13 protein-coding genes are annotated in these 14,281 nt (G+C 66.6%); 12 read left to right on the top strand and 1 reads right to left on the bottom strand.

Annotation, left to right across the window (positions count from 1 at the left end):
* The first annotated feature begins 9 nt into the window (after positions 1–9).
* The 10 genes from tssC (at position 10) to tssH (ending at position 10,871) form a co-directional block, all read left to right on the top strand.
* Positions 10–1,512 (top strand): type VI secretion system contractile sheath large subunit, encoded by a 1,503-nt coding sequence (gene tssC / locus CAL19_RS15640; RefSeq protein ID WP_026639034.1) that lies wholly within the window; start codon positions 10–12, stop codon positions 1,510–1,512.
* A gap of 53 nt (positions 1,513–1,565) precedes the next feature.
* Positions 1,566–2,051, top strand: a complete 486-nt coding sequence (locus CAL19_RS15635; protein WP_026639035.1) for an Hcp family type VI secretion system effector — start codon at positions 1,566–1,568, stop codon at positions 2,049–2,051.
* A gap of 79 nt (positions 2,052–2,130) precedes the next feature.
* Complete coding sequence (locus CAL19_RS15630) at positions 2,131–2,943, top strand: type VI secretion system accessory protein TagJ (protein ID WP_094797304.1); 813 nt, start codon at positions 2,131–2,133, stop codon at positions 2,941–2,943.
* 1 nt (position 2,944) lies between these two features.
* Entirely contained in the window at positions 2,945–3,505 is a 561-nt protein-coding gene (gene tssE / locus CAL19_RS15625; protein WP_051423696.1) for a type VI secretion system baseplate subunit TssE, read from the top strand.
* The gene (tssF, locus tag CAL19_RS15620) at positions 3,505–5,409 is read left to right on the top strand and encodes a type VI secretion system baseplate subunit TssF (protein WP_026639038.1); all 1,905 of its coding nucleotides are present in this window, start codon (positions 3,505–3,507) and stop codon (positions 5,407–5,409) included. Before tssE ends, tssF begins: the two co-directional genes overlap by 1 nt.
* Positions 5,410–5,434: 25 nt before the next feature.
* Positions 5,435–6,094 (top strand): DUF3540 domain-containing protein, encoded by a 660-nt coding sequence (locus CAL19_RS15615; protein WP_026639039.1) that lies wholly within the window; start codon positions 5,435–5,437, stop codon positions 6,092–6,094.
* 41 nt (positions 6,095–6,135) lie between these two features.
* Complete coding sequence (gene tssG, locus CAL19_RS15610; RefSeq protein WP_419670177.1) at positions 6,136–7,239, top strand: type VI secretion system baseplate subunit TssG; 1,104 nt, start codon at positions 6,136–6,138, stop codon at positions 7,237–7,239.
* Positions 7,236–7,757 (top strand): DUF2778 domain-containing protein, encoded by a 522-nt coding sequence (locus CAL19_RS15605; RefSeq protein WP_026639041.1) that lies wholly within the window; start codon positions 7,236–7,238, stop codon positions 7,755–7,757. Before tssG ends, CAL19_RS15605 begins: the two co-directional genes overlap by 4 nt.
* Positions 7,747–8,133: a DUF2195 family protein gene (locus tag CAL19_RS15600; RefSeq protein WP_170940371.1), complete on the top strand. Its 387-nt coding sequence runs from the start codon at positions 7,747–7,749 to the stop codon at positions 8,131–8,133. The genes CAL19_RS15605 and CAL19_RS15600 overlap by 11 nt, the downstream gene beginning before the upstream one ends.
* A gap of 29 nt (positions 8,134–8,162) precedes the next feature.
* Complete coding sequence (tssH, locus tag CAL19_RS15595) at positions 8,163–10,871, top strand: type VI secretion system ATPase TssH (protein ID WP_094797302.1); 2,709 nt, start codon at positions 8,163–8,165, stop codon at positions 10,869–10,871.
* 15 nt (positions 10,872–10,886) lie between these two features.
* Here tssH and CAL19_RS15590 read toward each other — a convergent pair whose 3' ends face one another.
* Positions 10,887–12,101: an FHA domain-containing protein gene (locus tag CAL19_RS15590; RefSeq protein WP_094797301.1), complete on the bottom strand. Its 1,215-nt coding sequence runs from the start codon at positions 12,099–12,101 to the stop codon at positions 10,887–10,889.
* Positions 12,102–12,330: 229 nt separating this feature from the next.
* On the opposite strand from CAL19_RS15590, the gene tssJ reads away from it, so the two are divergent.
* Together tssJ and tssK are read left to right on the top strand one after the other, a co-directional pair.
* Positions 12,331–12,876 (top strand): type VI secretion system lipoprotein TssJ, encoded by a 546-nt coding sequence (gene tssJ, locus CAL19_RS15585; RefSeq protein WP_038852163.1) that lies wholly within the window; start codon positions 12,331–12,333, stop codon positions 12,874–12,876.
* A 56-nt stretch (positions 12,877–12,932) separates the two neighbouring features.
* On the top strand, positions 12,933–14,267 hold the full coding sequence (gene tssK / locus CAL19_RS15580) for a type VI secretion system baseplate subunit TssK (protein WP_026639046.1): 1,335 nt from the start codon (positions 12,933–12,935) through the stop codon (positions 14,265–14,267).
* Positions 14,268–14,281 lie beyond the last annotated feature (14 nt).

Here is a 14,281-nt window from a genome sequence, read left to right as displayed (position 1 = left end):
GAGATCGCCATGACTGCAGTGGCCAAGCGCGCGGATGCCCGCACTACCGAAACCCTGGAGGCGGACGGCCTGTCCGCGCTGCTGAAGAAAGAATTCAAGCCCAAGACCGAACAGGCCCGCGAAGCGGTCGAACACGCCGTACGCACGCTGGCGCATCAGGCTCTGGAGAACAGCGGCGTGGCGGTGTCGTCGGACGCCTACCGCACGATCCAGGCCATCATCGCCGAGATCGACCGCAAGTTGTCCGAGCAGATCAACCTGGTGCTGCACCATCCCGAGTTCCAGCAACTGGAAGGCGCCTGGCGCGGCCTGCACTACCTGGTGACCAACACCGAGACCGACGAGCTGCTCAAGATCCGCGTAATGTGCATCTCGAAAAAGGAACTGGGCCGTACGCTCAAGCGCCACAAAGGGGTGGGCTGGGACCAGAGCCCGATCTTCAAGCGCGTATACGAAGAAGAGTACGGCCAGTTCGGCGGCGAGCCCATCGGCTGCCTGGTGGGCGACTACCATTTCGACCATAGCCCGCCCGATGTCGAGTTGCTGACCGAGATCGCGCGCATTGCCGCGGCGGCGCACTGCCCGTTTATTGCCGGCGCATCGCCCAACGTGATGCAGATGGATTCGTGGCAGGAACTGGCGAACCCGCGCGACCTGACGAAGATCTTCACCAACACCGAATATGCGGCCTGGCGCAGCCTGCGCGAGTCGGAGGATTCGCGCTACATCGGCCTGGCGATGCCGCGCTTTCTTGCGCGCCTGCCGTATGGCGCACGTACCAACCCGGTGGACGAGTTCGATTTCGAGGAAGACACCGACGGCGCCAACCACGACCGTTATGCCTGGGCCAACTCGGCATACGCCATGGCGGCCAATATCAACCGGTCGTTCAAGCTGTACGGCTGGTGCACGTCGATCCGCGGTGTCGAGTCGGGCGGCGCGGTGGAAAACCTGCCGTGCCACACCTTCCCCACGGACGACGGCGGCGTCGACATGAAATGCCCCACCGAGATCGCCATCAGCGACCGGCGCGAGGCCGAGCTGGCCAAGAACGGCTTCATGCCGCTGGTGCATCGCAAGAACTCGGACTTTGCCGCGTTCATCGGCGCGCAGTCGCTGCAGAAGCCGCACGAATACTACGATGCCGACGCGTCGGCAAACGCCAAGTTGTCGGCCCGGCTGCCGTATCTGTTTGCCTGCTGCCGCTTCGCCCACTACCTGAAGTGCATCGTGCGCGACAAGATCGGTTCGTTCCGCGAGCGCGACGACATGGAGCGTTGGCTCAACGACTGGATCATGAATTACGTCGACGGCGACCCCGTCAACTCGTCCCAGGAAACCAAGGCGCGCAAGCCGCTTGCGGCGGCCGAGGTCCAGGTTCAGGAAATCGAAGACAACCCCGGTTATTACTCCGCGAAGTTTTTCCTGCGGCCGCATTATCAGCTCGAAGGGCTGACCGTGTCGCTGCGCCTTGTGTCCAAGCTTCCGTCGTTGAAGAAGAACGACGGTTGATGGGCATTTTTTTCAAGGCACATCGTGCCGTGACTGCAACTTAGGAGAGAGAAGTGGCTGTTGACATGTTCATGAAAATCGACGGCGCCAACGGCGAGTCGAAGGACGCCAACCACAAGAACTGGACGGACATCATTTCGTTTTCGTGGGGCGCCACTCAACCCGGCAACATGGCCAGCGGCGGCGGCCTGGGCGCCGGCAAAGCCAGCTTCAACGACCTGCATGTCGTTGCGCGCATCGACAAGGCGGCCCCGGCCGTCATGAAGCACTGCGCCAGCGGCAAACACCTGAGCAGGATCGAACTGTCGGTTTGCAAGGCCGGCGGCCAGCAGGTCGAGTACACCAAGATCACCCTGGAAGATGTGCTGGTGTCGTCGGTGCAGCTGTCGGGCGAGCTGAACTCGGAATCCGTGGTGGTGAACTACGCGTTCCAGGCCGCCAAGGTCAAGCAGCAATACTGGGAGCAGACCGAGCAGGGCGGCAAGGGCGCGGAAAGCCTGGTTGCCTGGGACATCAAGCAGAACAAGGAAGTGGGCTAAGGCCTGGCCTGGCTTCTCTTTCTGCGGCGCGCGGCTCTAAGCCGTGCGCCGGCTTTTCGTTTCTTTCCGCGGTGCCTTCATGACCAAACCCACCGTCGCGCTGCGTGAAAGCAGCTTGTCCCAGCACCTGGAGGACATCCAGGGCCGGATCCGTCGCCAGCCGGCCGATGCCGACCTGCGCGCCCAGCTGTTCCAGCTGATGGCCGTGCAAGGGGACTGGAGCCGCGCGTCCGACCAACTGAAGCTGTGCGCCCAGTTCAATAAGCAGGCGCAGCCCATGGCCTTGATCTACGAACAGGCCATCGCGGCTGAACGCCAGCGCGAAAGTGTGCTGCAAGGCCAGGGCGAACCTGCGTTTTTCGGCGCCGCGCCGGATTGGTTTGCCGATATGCTGCAGGCATTGCGGCTCGACGCCGACAACCCGGAACAGGCGGCGCAGCTGCGCGCGCGCGCCTACGACGCTGCCCAGGCGCGGGCAGGGCAGTTGCAGAATGCCGCCGGCGAACCGGCGGCGTATGAATGGATCGCCGACGGCGACAGCAGGCTGGGGCCTGTTTTTGAGTTCATTTCCAATGGCCGTTATGGCTGGCTGCCGTTCAGCGCGCTGCGTTCGGTGCGGCTGCTGGCGCCGGAGGGCCTGAGCGACATCGTGTGGGCGCAGGCCGAGATCACGCTGGATGACGGACGCACGCAGCTCGGCCTGGTGCCCGCCCGCTATCCTGCGCCGCCGGGCCAGGCGCTGGCGGAATTGCCCGAGGCCGTTCGCCTGGGGCGCATGACCGATTGGCAGGCCCTGCACGACGACAGCTATCTGGGGCTGGGCCAGAAGATGTGGATCACCGACCAGGGCGAACATGCCCTGCTGGACGTGCGGGTACTGGAGACGCGTTGATATGGAGCAGACCGAGGCGAGAGGCCTGCGGCCATGGAATCAACTGCCACGCAGCGAACGGGTGGCACGCGATCGGCTGCAGCCGTCTTTGCTGGATCGCCTGACCGACAACGAGCCTTCGCGGCGGCAGGAAGTGCGTGATGCCGCCATGCTGACACATGCGGAATTGCGCATGGCGGTGCTGCGCGACCTGCGCTGGCTGCTCAATACGGTGAATCTGCAAACGACCGATGACCTGTCGCCGTATCCCCAGGTGCCCGATTCGGCGCTGAATTTCGGGGTGCACGCCATGGCGGGCAAGCGGATGTCGGAGATCGACTGGGTTGATGTCGAAGACTCGATACGCAATGCCATTGCGGCATTCGAGCCCCGCATCCTGGATTCTTCAGTAGAAGTCCGTTGCGTGACCGATACGGGCACGCTGGAACACCACAATGTACTGAGCCTGGAAATCAAGGGCATGCTGTGGTGCGTGCCGCACCCCATGGAGTTTCTGTTTCGCACGGATATCGACCTGGAAAGCGGCCACATGGACCTGCGCGACCTGGGAGGCGCGGCCTGATGGACGCGCGCCTGCTCGATTATTACAACCGCGAGCTGGTGTACATGCGCGAGCTCGGGGCCGAGTTTGCGCAGATGTACCCGAAGGTGGCCGGCCGCCTGGGCATGCACGGCACCGAGGTGGCCGATCCGTATGTCGAGCGCCTGCTCGAGGGTTTCAGCTTCCTGACCGCGCGCATTCATCTGAAGATGGATGCGGAGTTTCCGCGGTTCTCGCAGCGCCTGCTGGAGGTGGTCTACCCCAATTACCTGGCGCCGACGCCGGCCATGGCAATCGTGCGGTTCACGCCCAGCATGAACGAAGGCACGCTGGCGCGCGGCTTTGACTTGCCGCGCGGCACACTGCTGCGCGGCAAGGTGCCGCGAGGCGAGCAGACCCCGTGCGAATTCATGACCGGCCATGACGTGCGGCTTTGGCCGCTGCGGGTGGTAGAGGCCGAATTCACCGGCACGCCACCCGATCTGCCGCTGGCGCGGCTGGGCCTGGGCGGGCGCAATGGCCGCGTGCTGAGCGCCTTGCGCATCCGCATCGAAGTGTGCGGCGGCGTGCGGCTCGAAGACATGGACCTGGACCAGCTGGTGTTCCACCTGGCGGGGCAGGACCTGCCCATGCAGCGGCTCCTGGAAGTGATCATGGGCCATACGGTGGCGGTGCTGGGCCACGACAGTGCACGCCCGGTGAGCTGGATCAACAAGCTGACGCCGTCCTGCGTGCGGCACGAGGGGTTTTCGGACGACCAGGCGCTGCTGCCCGCCGATGCGCGGGTGTTCCAGGGTTATCGCCTGCTGCAGGAATATTTCGCGTTTCCGCGCCGCTACTTGTTTTTCAGCCTGAACGACCTGAAGCGCGGCCTGCGCACGCCGCCGCTGCCTGGCGGCGCGCGCCGCGAAACGCGGACGTTCGACCTGACCTTGCTGTTTTCGACGGCCGCGCCGGAGCTCGAAGGGGCGATCGCGGCCGAACACCTGGCGCTGCATTGCGCGCCGGTGATCAATCTGTTTCCGAAGCGGGCCGACCGCATTGCGGTGACGCCCCGCACCAACGAATACCATGTGGTGATAGACCGCACCCGGCCGCTGGATTACGAAGTGTTTGCGCTGACCCGCGTGCTGGGCCATGCGTCGGCGGAGCGGCCGGAACAGGAGTTCAGGTCTTTCTACGGCACCCTGGGCAGCGACCCCGACGACTACGGCGCTTATTACTCGATGCGCCGCGAGCCGCGGCTGCTGTCGGAGCAGGCCAAGCGCAACGGTACCCGTACGGGCTACACGGGCAGCGAGGTGTTCGTGTCGCTGGTCGACCGACACGAGGCGCCGTTCTCGGGGCAGCTTCGCCACCTGACGCTCGAGACGCTGTGCACCAACCGCGACCTGGCGATGCTGCTGCCGCTGGGCACCGATACCGACCTGACGTTGCGCGTGTCGGCGCCCGTGGCGTCGATCAAGGTGCTGCACGGGCCCACGCGGCCCCATGCCGCGCTGGCCGAGAACGCGGCAACCTGGCACTTGATCAGCCATCTGGGCCTCAATTACCTGAGCCTGGTAGACCTGGACGCCGAGCAGGGCGCGCAGACGCTGCGCGAGATGCTGCAGGTATACGGAAACCTGGCCGACCCGGTCGTGCGCAAGCATATCGCCGGCGTGCGGCATGTGGTGGCCGAGCCGATGCATCACCGCCTGCCGGTGCCGGGCCCCATTGTCTATGGCCGGGGCGTGCGCATCGGGCTGCAGGTCGACGAGACGGCTTTTTCCGGCATCAGCCCGTATCTGTTCGGGGCGGTGCTCGAACAATTTTTCGCCCGGCATGTGTCGATCAACATGATGTCGGAATTGATTCTGTCCACATTGCAGCGCGGCGATATCGCCCGCTGGAAGCCCCGCATGGGCGCGCGGCCTGCCGTATAGGCCGCGCAAACGCAAGGAACCCGCCATGACAAGCGCTGCCGTCAAACGCCATTACCCCGTCTATGATCCCGTCCACCTGATCGGCGCCGTCAGGCGGCGCGAACCGGACGGCAGCTTCGCCGTGGATTGCGACGGCCGCACCTGGCACGCCAGGCAGGCCGCCAGCTGCCTGCTGATGCCCCAGCCGGGAGACCAGGTATTGATCAGCGGGCCCGATCCCACGCGTGTTTATCTCATTGCGGTGATCGAACAGGCCAGCCCGGAGTTGGCGCAGCTGGAAACCGCCGGCGACCTGGTGCTGCGCTCGCGTTCGGGCAGCGTGTCGCTGGAAAGCGCGCAGGGCGTGCGCCTGGCGGGCCGCAAGTCGGTGGACGTCGAGACCCAGGCGTTCAAGCTGCAGTCGCAGGATGCCCAGCTGGTGACGGAAAAGATGAAGTTCCTGGGCGCCGAGGTGAACGCCACGGTGGGCGCCACGCGGTTGATCGGCAAGACCTACGAGGCGGTCATGGACCGCCTGTCGTTCCTGTCGCGCGTGACGTTCCGCGCCGCCGAAGAGGTGGAGCACGTGCGCGCCGGGTCGCTGGACTACCGCGCCGACAAGAGCGCGCGGCTGCACGCGTCGTACACCATGGTGACCGGCGAAAGCCTGGTCAAGGTGGACGCCAAGCAGATTCACATGGGGTAGGCGTGGCCAGTGTAGCGACCGAGCCTGCAGCGCCGGTGGCCGTGTCCGCCGGCACGCCCGCGCCCGCGGGCGACGCCGCGCCGGGACCCGGCCTGAGCGGGCTGCCGCCCGGCTTCTGGCGCGCGCTTGAACAGGCGCCGTACGCATACGACTTGTTCAATGTGCTGCGCTGGATCGATGCGCGGGCGGGCGCGCGCGCGCCGCTGGGGCGCGATACGGTGCCGCGCAACGAACCGGTGCGCATGCGCCAGGAGCCGTCCATGGCGTTTGCGCCGTCGACGCTGGCGTCGGTGCGGCCGGCACGTGCGGGCCGCCCGCCGGAATTGTCTATCTACAGTTTCGGGCTGTTCGGCCCGAACGGGCCGTTGCCCCTGCACCTGACCGAATACGCGCGCGAGCGCATGCAGCATCACGGCGACCCCACGCTGTCGGCGTTCGCGGATGTTTTCCATCATCGCCTGATCTTGCTGTTTTACCGGGCCTGGGCCGACGCGCAGAGCACCGTCAGCCTGGACCGCAGGGAAGAGCGTTTTACGCGCTACGTGGCCAGCCTGCTGCACATGGGCATGCCGTCGCTGATGCGCCGCGACTCGGTGATGGACCACGCCAAGTTCTACATGGCGGGGCACCTGACCCGCCAGACGCGCAACCCCGAGGGCCTGAAGCACATCCTGCAGACTTTTTTTTCGGTGCCGGTGCGCATTGCAGAGTTCGTGCCGCAGTGGATACGCCTGGAGCCGTCGCAACGCCTGTCGTTGTCTGGCAGCCAGGGGCTGGGGCGGGAAACCATACTGGGTTCGGCGGTGCGCGACGCGCAGCACAAATTTCGTATCGAACTCGGCCCGCTCGGCGGCGCCGATTACGCGAGTTTCCTGCCTGGCGGCCGCCGCTCGCAGCAGTTGCTGCACTGGGTGCGCGACTATATCGGCGTGGAACTCGCATGGGACGTGCGCCCGGTGCTCAGGCGCGAAGAGGTGCGCGGCATGAAGCTGGGCGCGCCGCAGCCGCTGGGGCTGGCGTCCTGGCTGGGCCGGCGCCGGCCCGCGCAGGGCGACGCCCGCGATGTACTGCTGGACTACGAAGCGCGTGACCGCGCCGCGCGGCGGGCGGCCCGGCATCGGCACAAACAGGAGGTGACCGCGTGAACCATGACATGATCTATGACGGCCAGCGGCTGAACTGGCCCGGCCACGGAACGTTTCGCGCCGCCAGCGGGCTGCCGGGATCGCAACGATCCGCCCTGGCGTGCGCCGCGGATAACGGGGCCGTGCCGCCGGGCTACTACCGCCTGTATCTGGCGGAGCAGGGGGTGGCCAGGGACGATGGCCGCAATGCATGCAACCTGAAGCCGGCGTGGGGGATACAGTCTGTTCCGCGCGGCCCCGAGGCGGGCGAGTGCGAAGCGTTCTGGATCAATTGGGGGGCGCGCCGCGCCCGCCTGGAGCCCGCCGACACCGCCACCCGCAATCGGTGCTCGCCAGTGCGCGCGGGGTTCTACCTGCACGACGCCACCAGGGGCTATAGCCAAGGGTGCATCGAGGTGGAAGGGCGCATTTTTCCGCTGCTGCGCACATACGCGCGCGGTGGGCAGCGCGCCAGCCTGGTCATCAAGGTCGAGTATGCGGGCGATGGCCCGGCCGACGGAGGCACGCTTGGCAAATAGTGTGTTGCGGCGGGCCGCTGTGCTGGCGGCCGGGCTGTGCGCATCGGCCGGACACGCGGCCGGGGCCATCAAGGTGGACAACACGCTGGCGCAGTGTGTGACGCTTGATCCCGGCATGCGCGCCACTACTGATGGCCAGGTGCTTCTCCAGGCCCGATTCAACGTCAGGCAATCCATCGGACACTGCGGCTGCAAATCGGCTATTGCCACATACACGTCGCAGGTCGAGCTCGCCGGCGCGCAACGCAGCTTTCTGCAAAGCGGCTCGCTGCGCTTGAAGGAGTCCGGGGTGCGCACGCTGACCCTGGCCAGCGACGAACAGCTGGTGGGCGAGGGCAGCGTGGTGGTGTCGCTGGGCTGCGCCCGGCCGGATTGAACCGTATTTTTCGCGGGAACTACAACGATATGTCCGACATTGGCCGCATTGATCTCTTCGGCAAACTCAACCCCCTGCTGTACCAGTCGCTGGAGGGCGCGACGTCGTTCTGCAAGCTGCGGGGCAACCCGTACGTGGAACTGGTGCACTGGATCCACCAGATCGTGCACACGCAGGACAGCGACCTGCACCGCATTGCGCGGCGCTTCGATGTCGACCTGGGGCGGCTGCAGGCCGATTTGACGCAGGCGCTGGACCAGCTGCCGCGCGGCGCAGGGTCGGTGTCCGACCTGTCGGAACACATCGACCACGCGGTGGAGCGCGCGTGGGTGCTGGGGTCGTTGCGCTATGGGGCCGGGCGCATCCGCGGCGGACACCTGATGGCCGGGCTGGTCAAGACCTATGCCCTGCGCAATGTCGTGCTGGGCATGTCGGACCAGTTTGCGCGCATTGTGCCGGACGTGCTGCTTGAGCAGCTGGATGATATTGTGCACGGCTCGCCCGAGAACGCGACCGCTCAGGCCGCAGAGGCCGCGCCCGCGGAGGGCGCCGCGCAAGGCGGTTCGGCGCTGTCGAAGTACGCGGTGGACCTTACCGCGCGGGCGCGCGCCGGCGAAATCGATCCGGTGTCCGGGCGCGACGAAGAGATCCGGCAGATTGTGGATATTCTGATGCGGCGCCGCCAGAACAATCCGCTGCTGGCCGGCGAGGCCGGCGTGGGCAAGACGGCCGTCGTGGAAGGGTTGGCGTTGCGGCTGGCCAGCGGCGATGTGCCGCCGCCGTTGCGCGACGTATCGCTGTATTTGCTGGATATTGGTCTGCTGCAGGCCGGCGCGGGAGTGAAGGGCGAGTTCGAGCAGCGCCTGCGCGGCGTGATCGACGAGGTGCAGGCCAGCCCCAGCCCCATCGTGCTGTTCATCGACGAGATCCACACCCTGGTGGGCGCAGGAGGCGCCGCGGGCACCGGCGACGCGGCAAACCTGCTCAAGCCCGCGCTGGCGCGCGGGCAGTTGCGCACCATCGGCGCGACAACGTGGTCCGAATACAAGAAGTACATCGAGAAAGACCCCGCCCTGACTCGCCGCTTCCAGGTGGTGCAGATACACGAGCCCAGCGAGCCGCGTGCCCTGGGCATGTTGCGCGGACTGGCGGGCACGCTCGAGGCGCATCACCAGGTGCTGCTGCTGGATGAGGCGATCGATGCGGCGGTGTCTTTGTCGCACCGGTATATCCCCGCGCGGCAGTTGCCGGACAAGGCGGTCGCGCTGCTGGACACGGCGTGCGCGCGCGTGGCGGTAAGCCAGCACGCGGTGCCCGCCGCGCTGGAGGACGCGCGCCGGCGCATCGAGGCGCTGGAGATCGAGCTGCGCATTGCCACGCGAGAAGCGCGGCTGGGCGCGGGCGTCGAAGGGCGCGAGGCGCAGGTAGAAGCGGCGCTGGCGCAGGCCCGGGCGCAAGAGGAAGAGCTGGCCGGACGCTGGGAAGCCGAACGGGCGCTGGCCGCGCGCGTTTTCGAGTTGCGCCGCGAGCTGGACCAGGGTGCGCCGCTGGAGGATGCCCGGCAGGCGGAGCAAGCGCCTGCGGCCGGGGCGGACGAGCCGCAGGCCGGCCGCACGGACGGCACGCCTGCCGCTTCGTCGGCGCGAGACCCCGAGCAGGTGCGCGCAGAGCTGGCGCAGGCGCAGCAGGAGCTGGCGCAGCGCCAGGGCGAGTCGGCGCTGATCTATCCCGCCGTGGATGCGGCGGCGGTGGCGTCGGTGGTGGCCGATTGGACGGGCATACCGGTAGGGCGCATGGTGCGCGATGAGGCCGAATCGGTGCTGCGCCTGGCCGATACGCTGGAGCAGCGGGTAATCGGGCAACGTCACGGCCTGGAGGCGATTGCGCGCCGGATCCAGACTTCGCGCGCCAAGCTGACCGATCCGCACAAGCCGGTGGGCGTGTTCCTGCTTTGCGGCCCCAGCGGCGTGGGCAAGACGGAAACGGCCCTGGCGCTGGCCGAAGCGCTGTACGGCGGCGAGCAGAACCTTATCTCGATCAACATGAGCGAGTTCCAGGAGTCGCATACCGTATCTACGCTGAAGGGAGCGCCGCCGGGCTACGTGGGCTATGGCGAGGGCGGCGTGCTGACCGAAGCAGTACGGCGCCGCCCCTACAGCGTGGTGCTGCTGGACGAGGTGGAAAAAGCCCATGCCGATGTGCACGAGATCTTCTTCCAGGTGTTCGACAAGGGCTGGATGGAGGACGGCGAAGGCCGCTATATCGATTTCCGCAACACCATCATCATCCTTACCTCGAACGTCGGTACCGAACTCATTGCCAACTTGTGCCGCGACCCTGCGCTGATGCCCGACGCCGAAGGCCTGGCGGCGGCGCTGCGCGAGCCCTTGCTCCAGACGTTTCCCGCGGCCCTGCTGGGCCGGTTGGTGGCGGTGCCGTATCTGCCGCTGTCGGACGACATGCTGGCGCGCATCGTCGACCTGCAATTCGAGCGGGTGCGCCGGCGGCTGCACGACCATCACGGCATTGCGCTGGACGTCAGCCCTGACGCGACGAAACTGGTGGTGGCCCGCTGCACCGAAGTGGAGTCGGGCGGGCGCATGGTCGATGCGATCTTGACGAACACCGTGCTGCCGCAGATCAGCCGCGAGCTGCTGACGGCGTCGATGGACGGGCGCACGGTGCGCGCCGTCAAGCTGGAAGCCGCCGACGGCGACTTCCGTTACCGCTATGAGTAATGCAATGCCGCGCCGCTATATGCGGGGCGGCTTGCCGGACGGATCGGCCGGATCTTCCTGCCGGACGCGGGCGGGCCGGAGGTAGGCGCCGTATTCGCGCAGGTGGTCGCGCGCGGCGCGCGCATCGTCGTCCTGCTGGCGCGGGGTGAGTGTGTCGGTGACCGGGTCGGAGCGGTGTCCGGCCAGCGGGTCGTGTGAAGGGAGCGTCGAAGGAGTGGAATCCGAGAAGACATTGTGTGCGCCTTCGGCGTTGTCGCCCAGCGCGTCGAGCGGATCGCGCAGGGGGCCCCGCACGTTGGCGTCGCCGCGCGGCAGCTGGCGCAAGGGATCTTCGGGGTTGCGCACCTGCGCCGATTCCAGGTCGAACGGGTGCGCGGACACGTCGGGCACACTGCCCACCGGCAAGGTGCCGGGGCCGAACAGATCGCTGAAAGGGTCGGACGCGGCGTCTGCCGGCGGCGCGGGTTCGGCGGCCAGCGGCAGGTCGAGGTCGTCCAGCGGCGCCTGGGGCAGCTGGCCGGCCGAAGCAAAGCCGGTGGGTGCGGCGTCCGGGAAAGCGGCGCTGGGCGCGGGTGCCGTAGGGGTGTCGGGCGCTTTTGGGGTGTCTGACACGCTGCGCGAGTCAGACTCCTGGACGGTGGTGATTGTGTCCCGAGGCGGGGCGGAAGTTTGTTCGGCCGGAGCCTGGGCCGCCGGCGCGGCTTCGGCTGCAACGGGGGCGGGCGTCGGCCCGGCGGCACTAACCGGACCCGAGGCGGGGGCCGCAACGCGCGCCGGGGGAATCGCAGGGGGGGCGTCTTGATGCGATGCGTATGCCGCCGCGGGCGCAAGTTCCGCGTCATCCAGCAGCGGGCTTTCGAGCAAGGGGTCGGGCTCGGCCAGGACGGCCGCCGGGGCGGCTGCCGCCGCGGCGACGGCCGCCGGGTCTTCGGCCTGGATCCGGTAGGGCCCGATCACAAGTTCGTCGCCCGGGGCCAGGGGCACTTCCTGGTCGCGCCCGATGGCGCGGCCATTGATGCTTACCGCGCCCATGCTGCTGAGGTTGACGAGATAGCAGGCGCCGTGGCTGATGCGCACCGCCGCCTGCACCCGGCATACGCTGCGGTCGGCGTCCGGCAGGGGCAAGTCGGTGTCGGGGGAGCGACCCAGTGTGCCGCCGGGGGCCTGGAACACTGCGGATATTGCCGAGGCAGCCGGCTGGTCGGGGCGGGGCAGAACCGTGAGTCTCATCAGGAAGGTCTCCGATACATCGCGCGCGGGCAAGCGCGGGCGCAAGTGCCGATGATAGCCATCGGCTGCCCACGAAATGATGACGGGCGGTTAGAAAAGGATATCGAAGCGCGCAACAGACTAGCGTTACCGTAACAGTAGTAACTATTTCTGTATTTGCACGACAGTTTCTTGTTTTTCCCTTGTGATACACCCTTTGTCCATAATCCTTGGAGGCTTTTCGCGAATTATGTGGTTTCGTAATTCAGGAATTCTTACGTTTAGAGGGTTATGCGCGAGCGTTGTTGCAATACTTATGCTCGCGGGATGTTCATCCACCGCGCGCCGCGTACCGGTGCCGTATGCGATCGAACTGACTGCCGACGCGCAGGTGAATCCTGACGCGAACGGGCGCCCGTCGCCTATACAGATCACGGTGTACGAACTGAGCTCATCGAGCGGATTCGAGTCGCGCGACTTTTTCTCGTTGCAGACGGATCCGCAGGCCGCTTTGGGCAAAGAGCTGTTGAACACGGACCAGGCCATCCTTCGCCCCGGCGAAACCAAGATATTGCAGTACGCGGGTAGCGCAGATGCGCGCATGGTCGGCATTGTGGCGGCCTATCGCGACCTGGAGAAAAGCCATTGGCGCCTGGTGGTGCCGTTGCCCGAAGCGCAGAACACCAACATTTATAAGGTTTGGCAGTTCTCGCCCAACGAAGAGACGATAAAGATATCGGTCAAGGACAACGGCCTGGCCGTCACCGACCGCGAACGTTCCTGGTGGCCGTTCTAGGCGCACACGGGCCGCGGGCCGGCCCCCCACCTGCAAACTTAACTGCAAACTGACACATGGCGGAAAAGAACAAAGTCGTTTGGACAGAGGGGATGTTTTTGCGCCCCCAGCATTTTCAGCAGTTCGAGCGCTATATCGAAGGGCTGGTGCAGCGGCGCGCCGGGCCGTTGCACGGGTTTTTCTGGGGCTTCAGCGACCTGGCGCTGGACCAGGATGCCCTGGCGGTAGGCAAACTGGTGCTGACACAGGCGCGCGGGGTGCTGCCGGACGGCACCCCGTTCGAATTCGCGCACCCGGACGATGCGCCGCCGGCGCTGGACGTGCCCGAACATGCCCAGGATGTGCGCGTCATGTTGGCCCTGCCCCGCGTTCGGCCCGGGGCCACCGATGTGCAGTACGAAGACGAACCCGATTCACTGGCGCGCTATCTGGTGCAAGAGGCCGAAGTGGAAGACTCCGGCTCGATGGGCCTGGAGCCCGCCCTCTTGCAGCTGGGCAAGCTGCGTCTGCGGCTGATGCTGGAAACCGATCTTGGCGACGAATGGCTGGGCCTGGGCGTGGCCAGGGTGCGGGAGCGCCGCGCCGACAATCGTGTGGTGCTCGATGACCGCTATGTGCCGCCATGGCTTGCAGCGGGCACGCAGCCGTTGCTGCTTGGCTATGTGCAGGAACTCTATGGCTTGCTCAACGCGCGCAGCGAGGCGCTGGCGGCGCGCCTGTCCCAGCCCGGCCGCGGCGGTGTGTCCGAGGTATCGGACTTCATGCTGCTGGAAACCGTCAACCGCTATATCGGCGCGCTGTGGCATGCCCGCCAGTCCGAATGGCAGCATCCCGAGCGCCTGTTCCACGACTGGCTGATGCTGGCCTGCGATCTGGCCACCTATACCGCGGCCTCGCGCCGCCCCGAGGTGCTGCCCGAATACCAGCACGACGACCTGCAGTCCACCTTCGGCACACTGATGAATGAGCTGCGCCGTTCGCTGTCGGCGGTGCTGGAGCAGCATGCGCTGCAGATCCCGCTGCAAGACCGTGGCCAGGGCGTGCGCGTGGCGCAGATCCCCGACCTGGAGCTGTTGCGCACGGCCGGGTTCGTGCTGGCGGTACACGCCGACATGCCCTCGGACACCGTGCGCTCGCGTTTCCCCGCACAGGTCAAGATCGGGCCGGTCGAGCGCATCCGCGACCTTGTGCACTTGCAGCTGCCCGGCGTGGTCGTGCGAGCCTTGCCGGTGGCGCCGCGCCAGATTCCCTACAGCGCCGGCCATGTGTACTTCGAACTGGACAAGGGCGGGGATTTCTGGAAACAGCTCGAGCGCACGGGCGCGCTGGCCCTGCACCTGGCCGGCGAGTTTCCGGGGCTTTCCATGGAATTCTGGGCCTTGCGCGACTAGGCACCGTCCGGAGA

The sequence above is a fragment of the Bordetella genomosp. 7 genome (assembly GCF_002261265.1).
Taxonomy (GTDB): domain Bacteria; phylum Pseudomonadota; class Gammaproteobacteria; order Burkholderiales; family Burkholderiaceae_B; genus Bordetella_A.
The sequence above is the reverse complement of the archived record's forward strand: the minus strand, read 5'-3'. Positions and strand labels throughout refer to the sequence as shown.

Excerpts from the sequence above, each read along its gene's own strand:
- tssE (WP_051423696.1), top strand. The coding sequence starts at position 2,945 with ATGGAGCAGACCGAGGCGAGAGGCCTGCGGCCATGGAATCAACTGCCA.
- tssJ (WP_038852163.1), top strand. The coding sequence starts at position 12,331 with ATGTGGTTTCGTAATTCAGGAATTCTTACGTTTAGAGGGTTATGCGCG.
- CAL19_RS15615 (WP_026639039.1), top strand. The coding sequence starts at position 5,435 with ATGACAAGCGCTGCCGTCAAACGCCATTACCCCGTCTATGATCCCGTC.
- tssK (WP_026639046.1), top strand. The coding sequence starts at position 12,933 with ATGGCGGAAAAGAACAAAGTCGTTTGGACAGAGGGGATGTTTTTGCGC.
- CAL19_RS15630 (WP_094797304.1), top strand. The coding sequence starts at position 2,131 with ATGACCAAACCCACCGTCGCGCTGCGTGAAAGCAGCTTGTCCCAGCAC.
- tssC (WP_026639034.1), top strand. The coding sequence starts at position 10 with ATGACTGCAGTGGCCAAGCGCGCGGATGCCCGCACTACCGAAACCCTG.
- tssF (WP_026639038.1), top strand. The coding sequence starts at position 3,505 with ATGGACGCGCGCCTGCTCGATTATTACAACCGCGAGCTGGTGTACATG.
- tssH (WP_094797302.1), top strand. The coding sequence starts at position 8,163 with ATGTCCGACATTGGCCGCATTGATCTCTTCGGCAAACTCAACCCCCTG.
- CAL19_RS15590 (WP_094797301.1), bottom strand. The coding sequence starts at position 12,101 with ATGAGACTCACGGTTCTGCCCCGCCCCGACCAGCCGGCTGCCTCGGCA.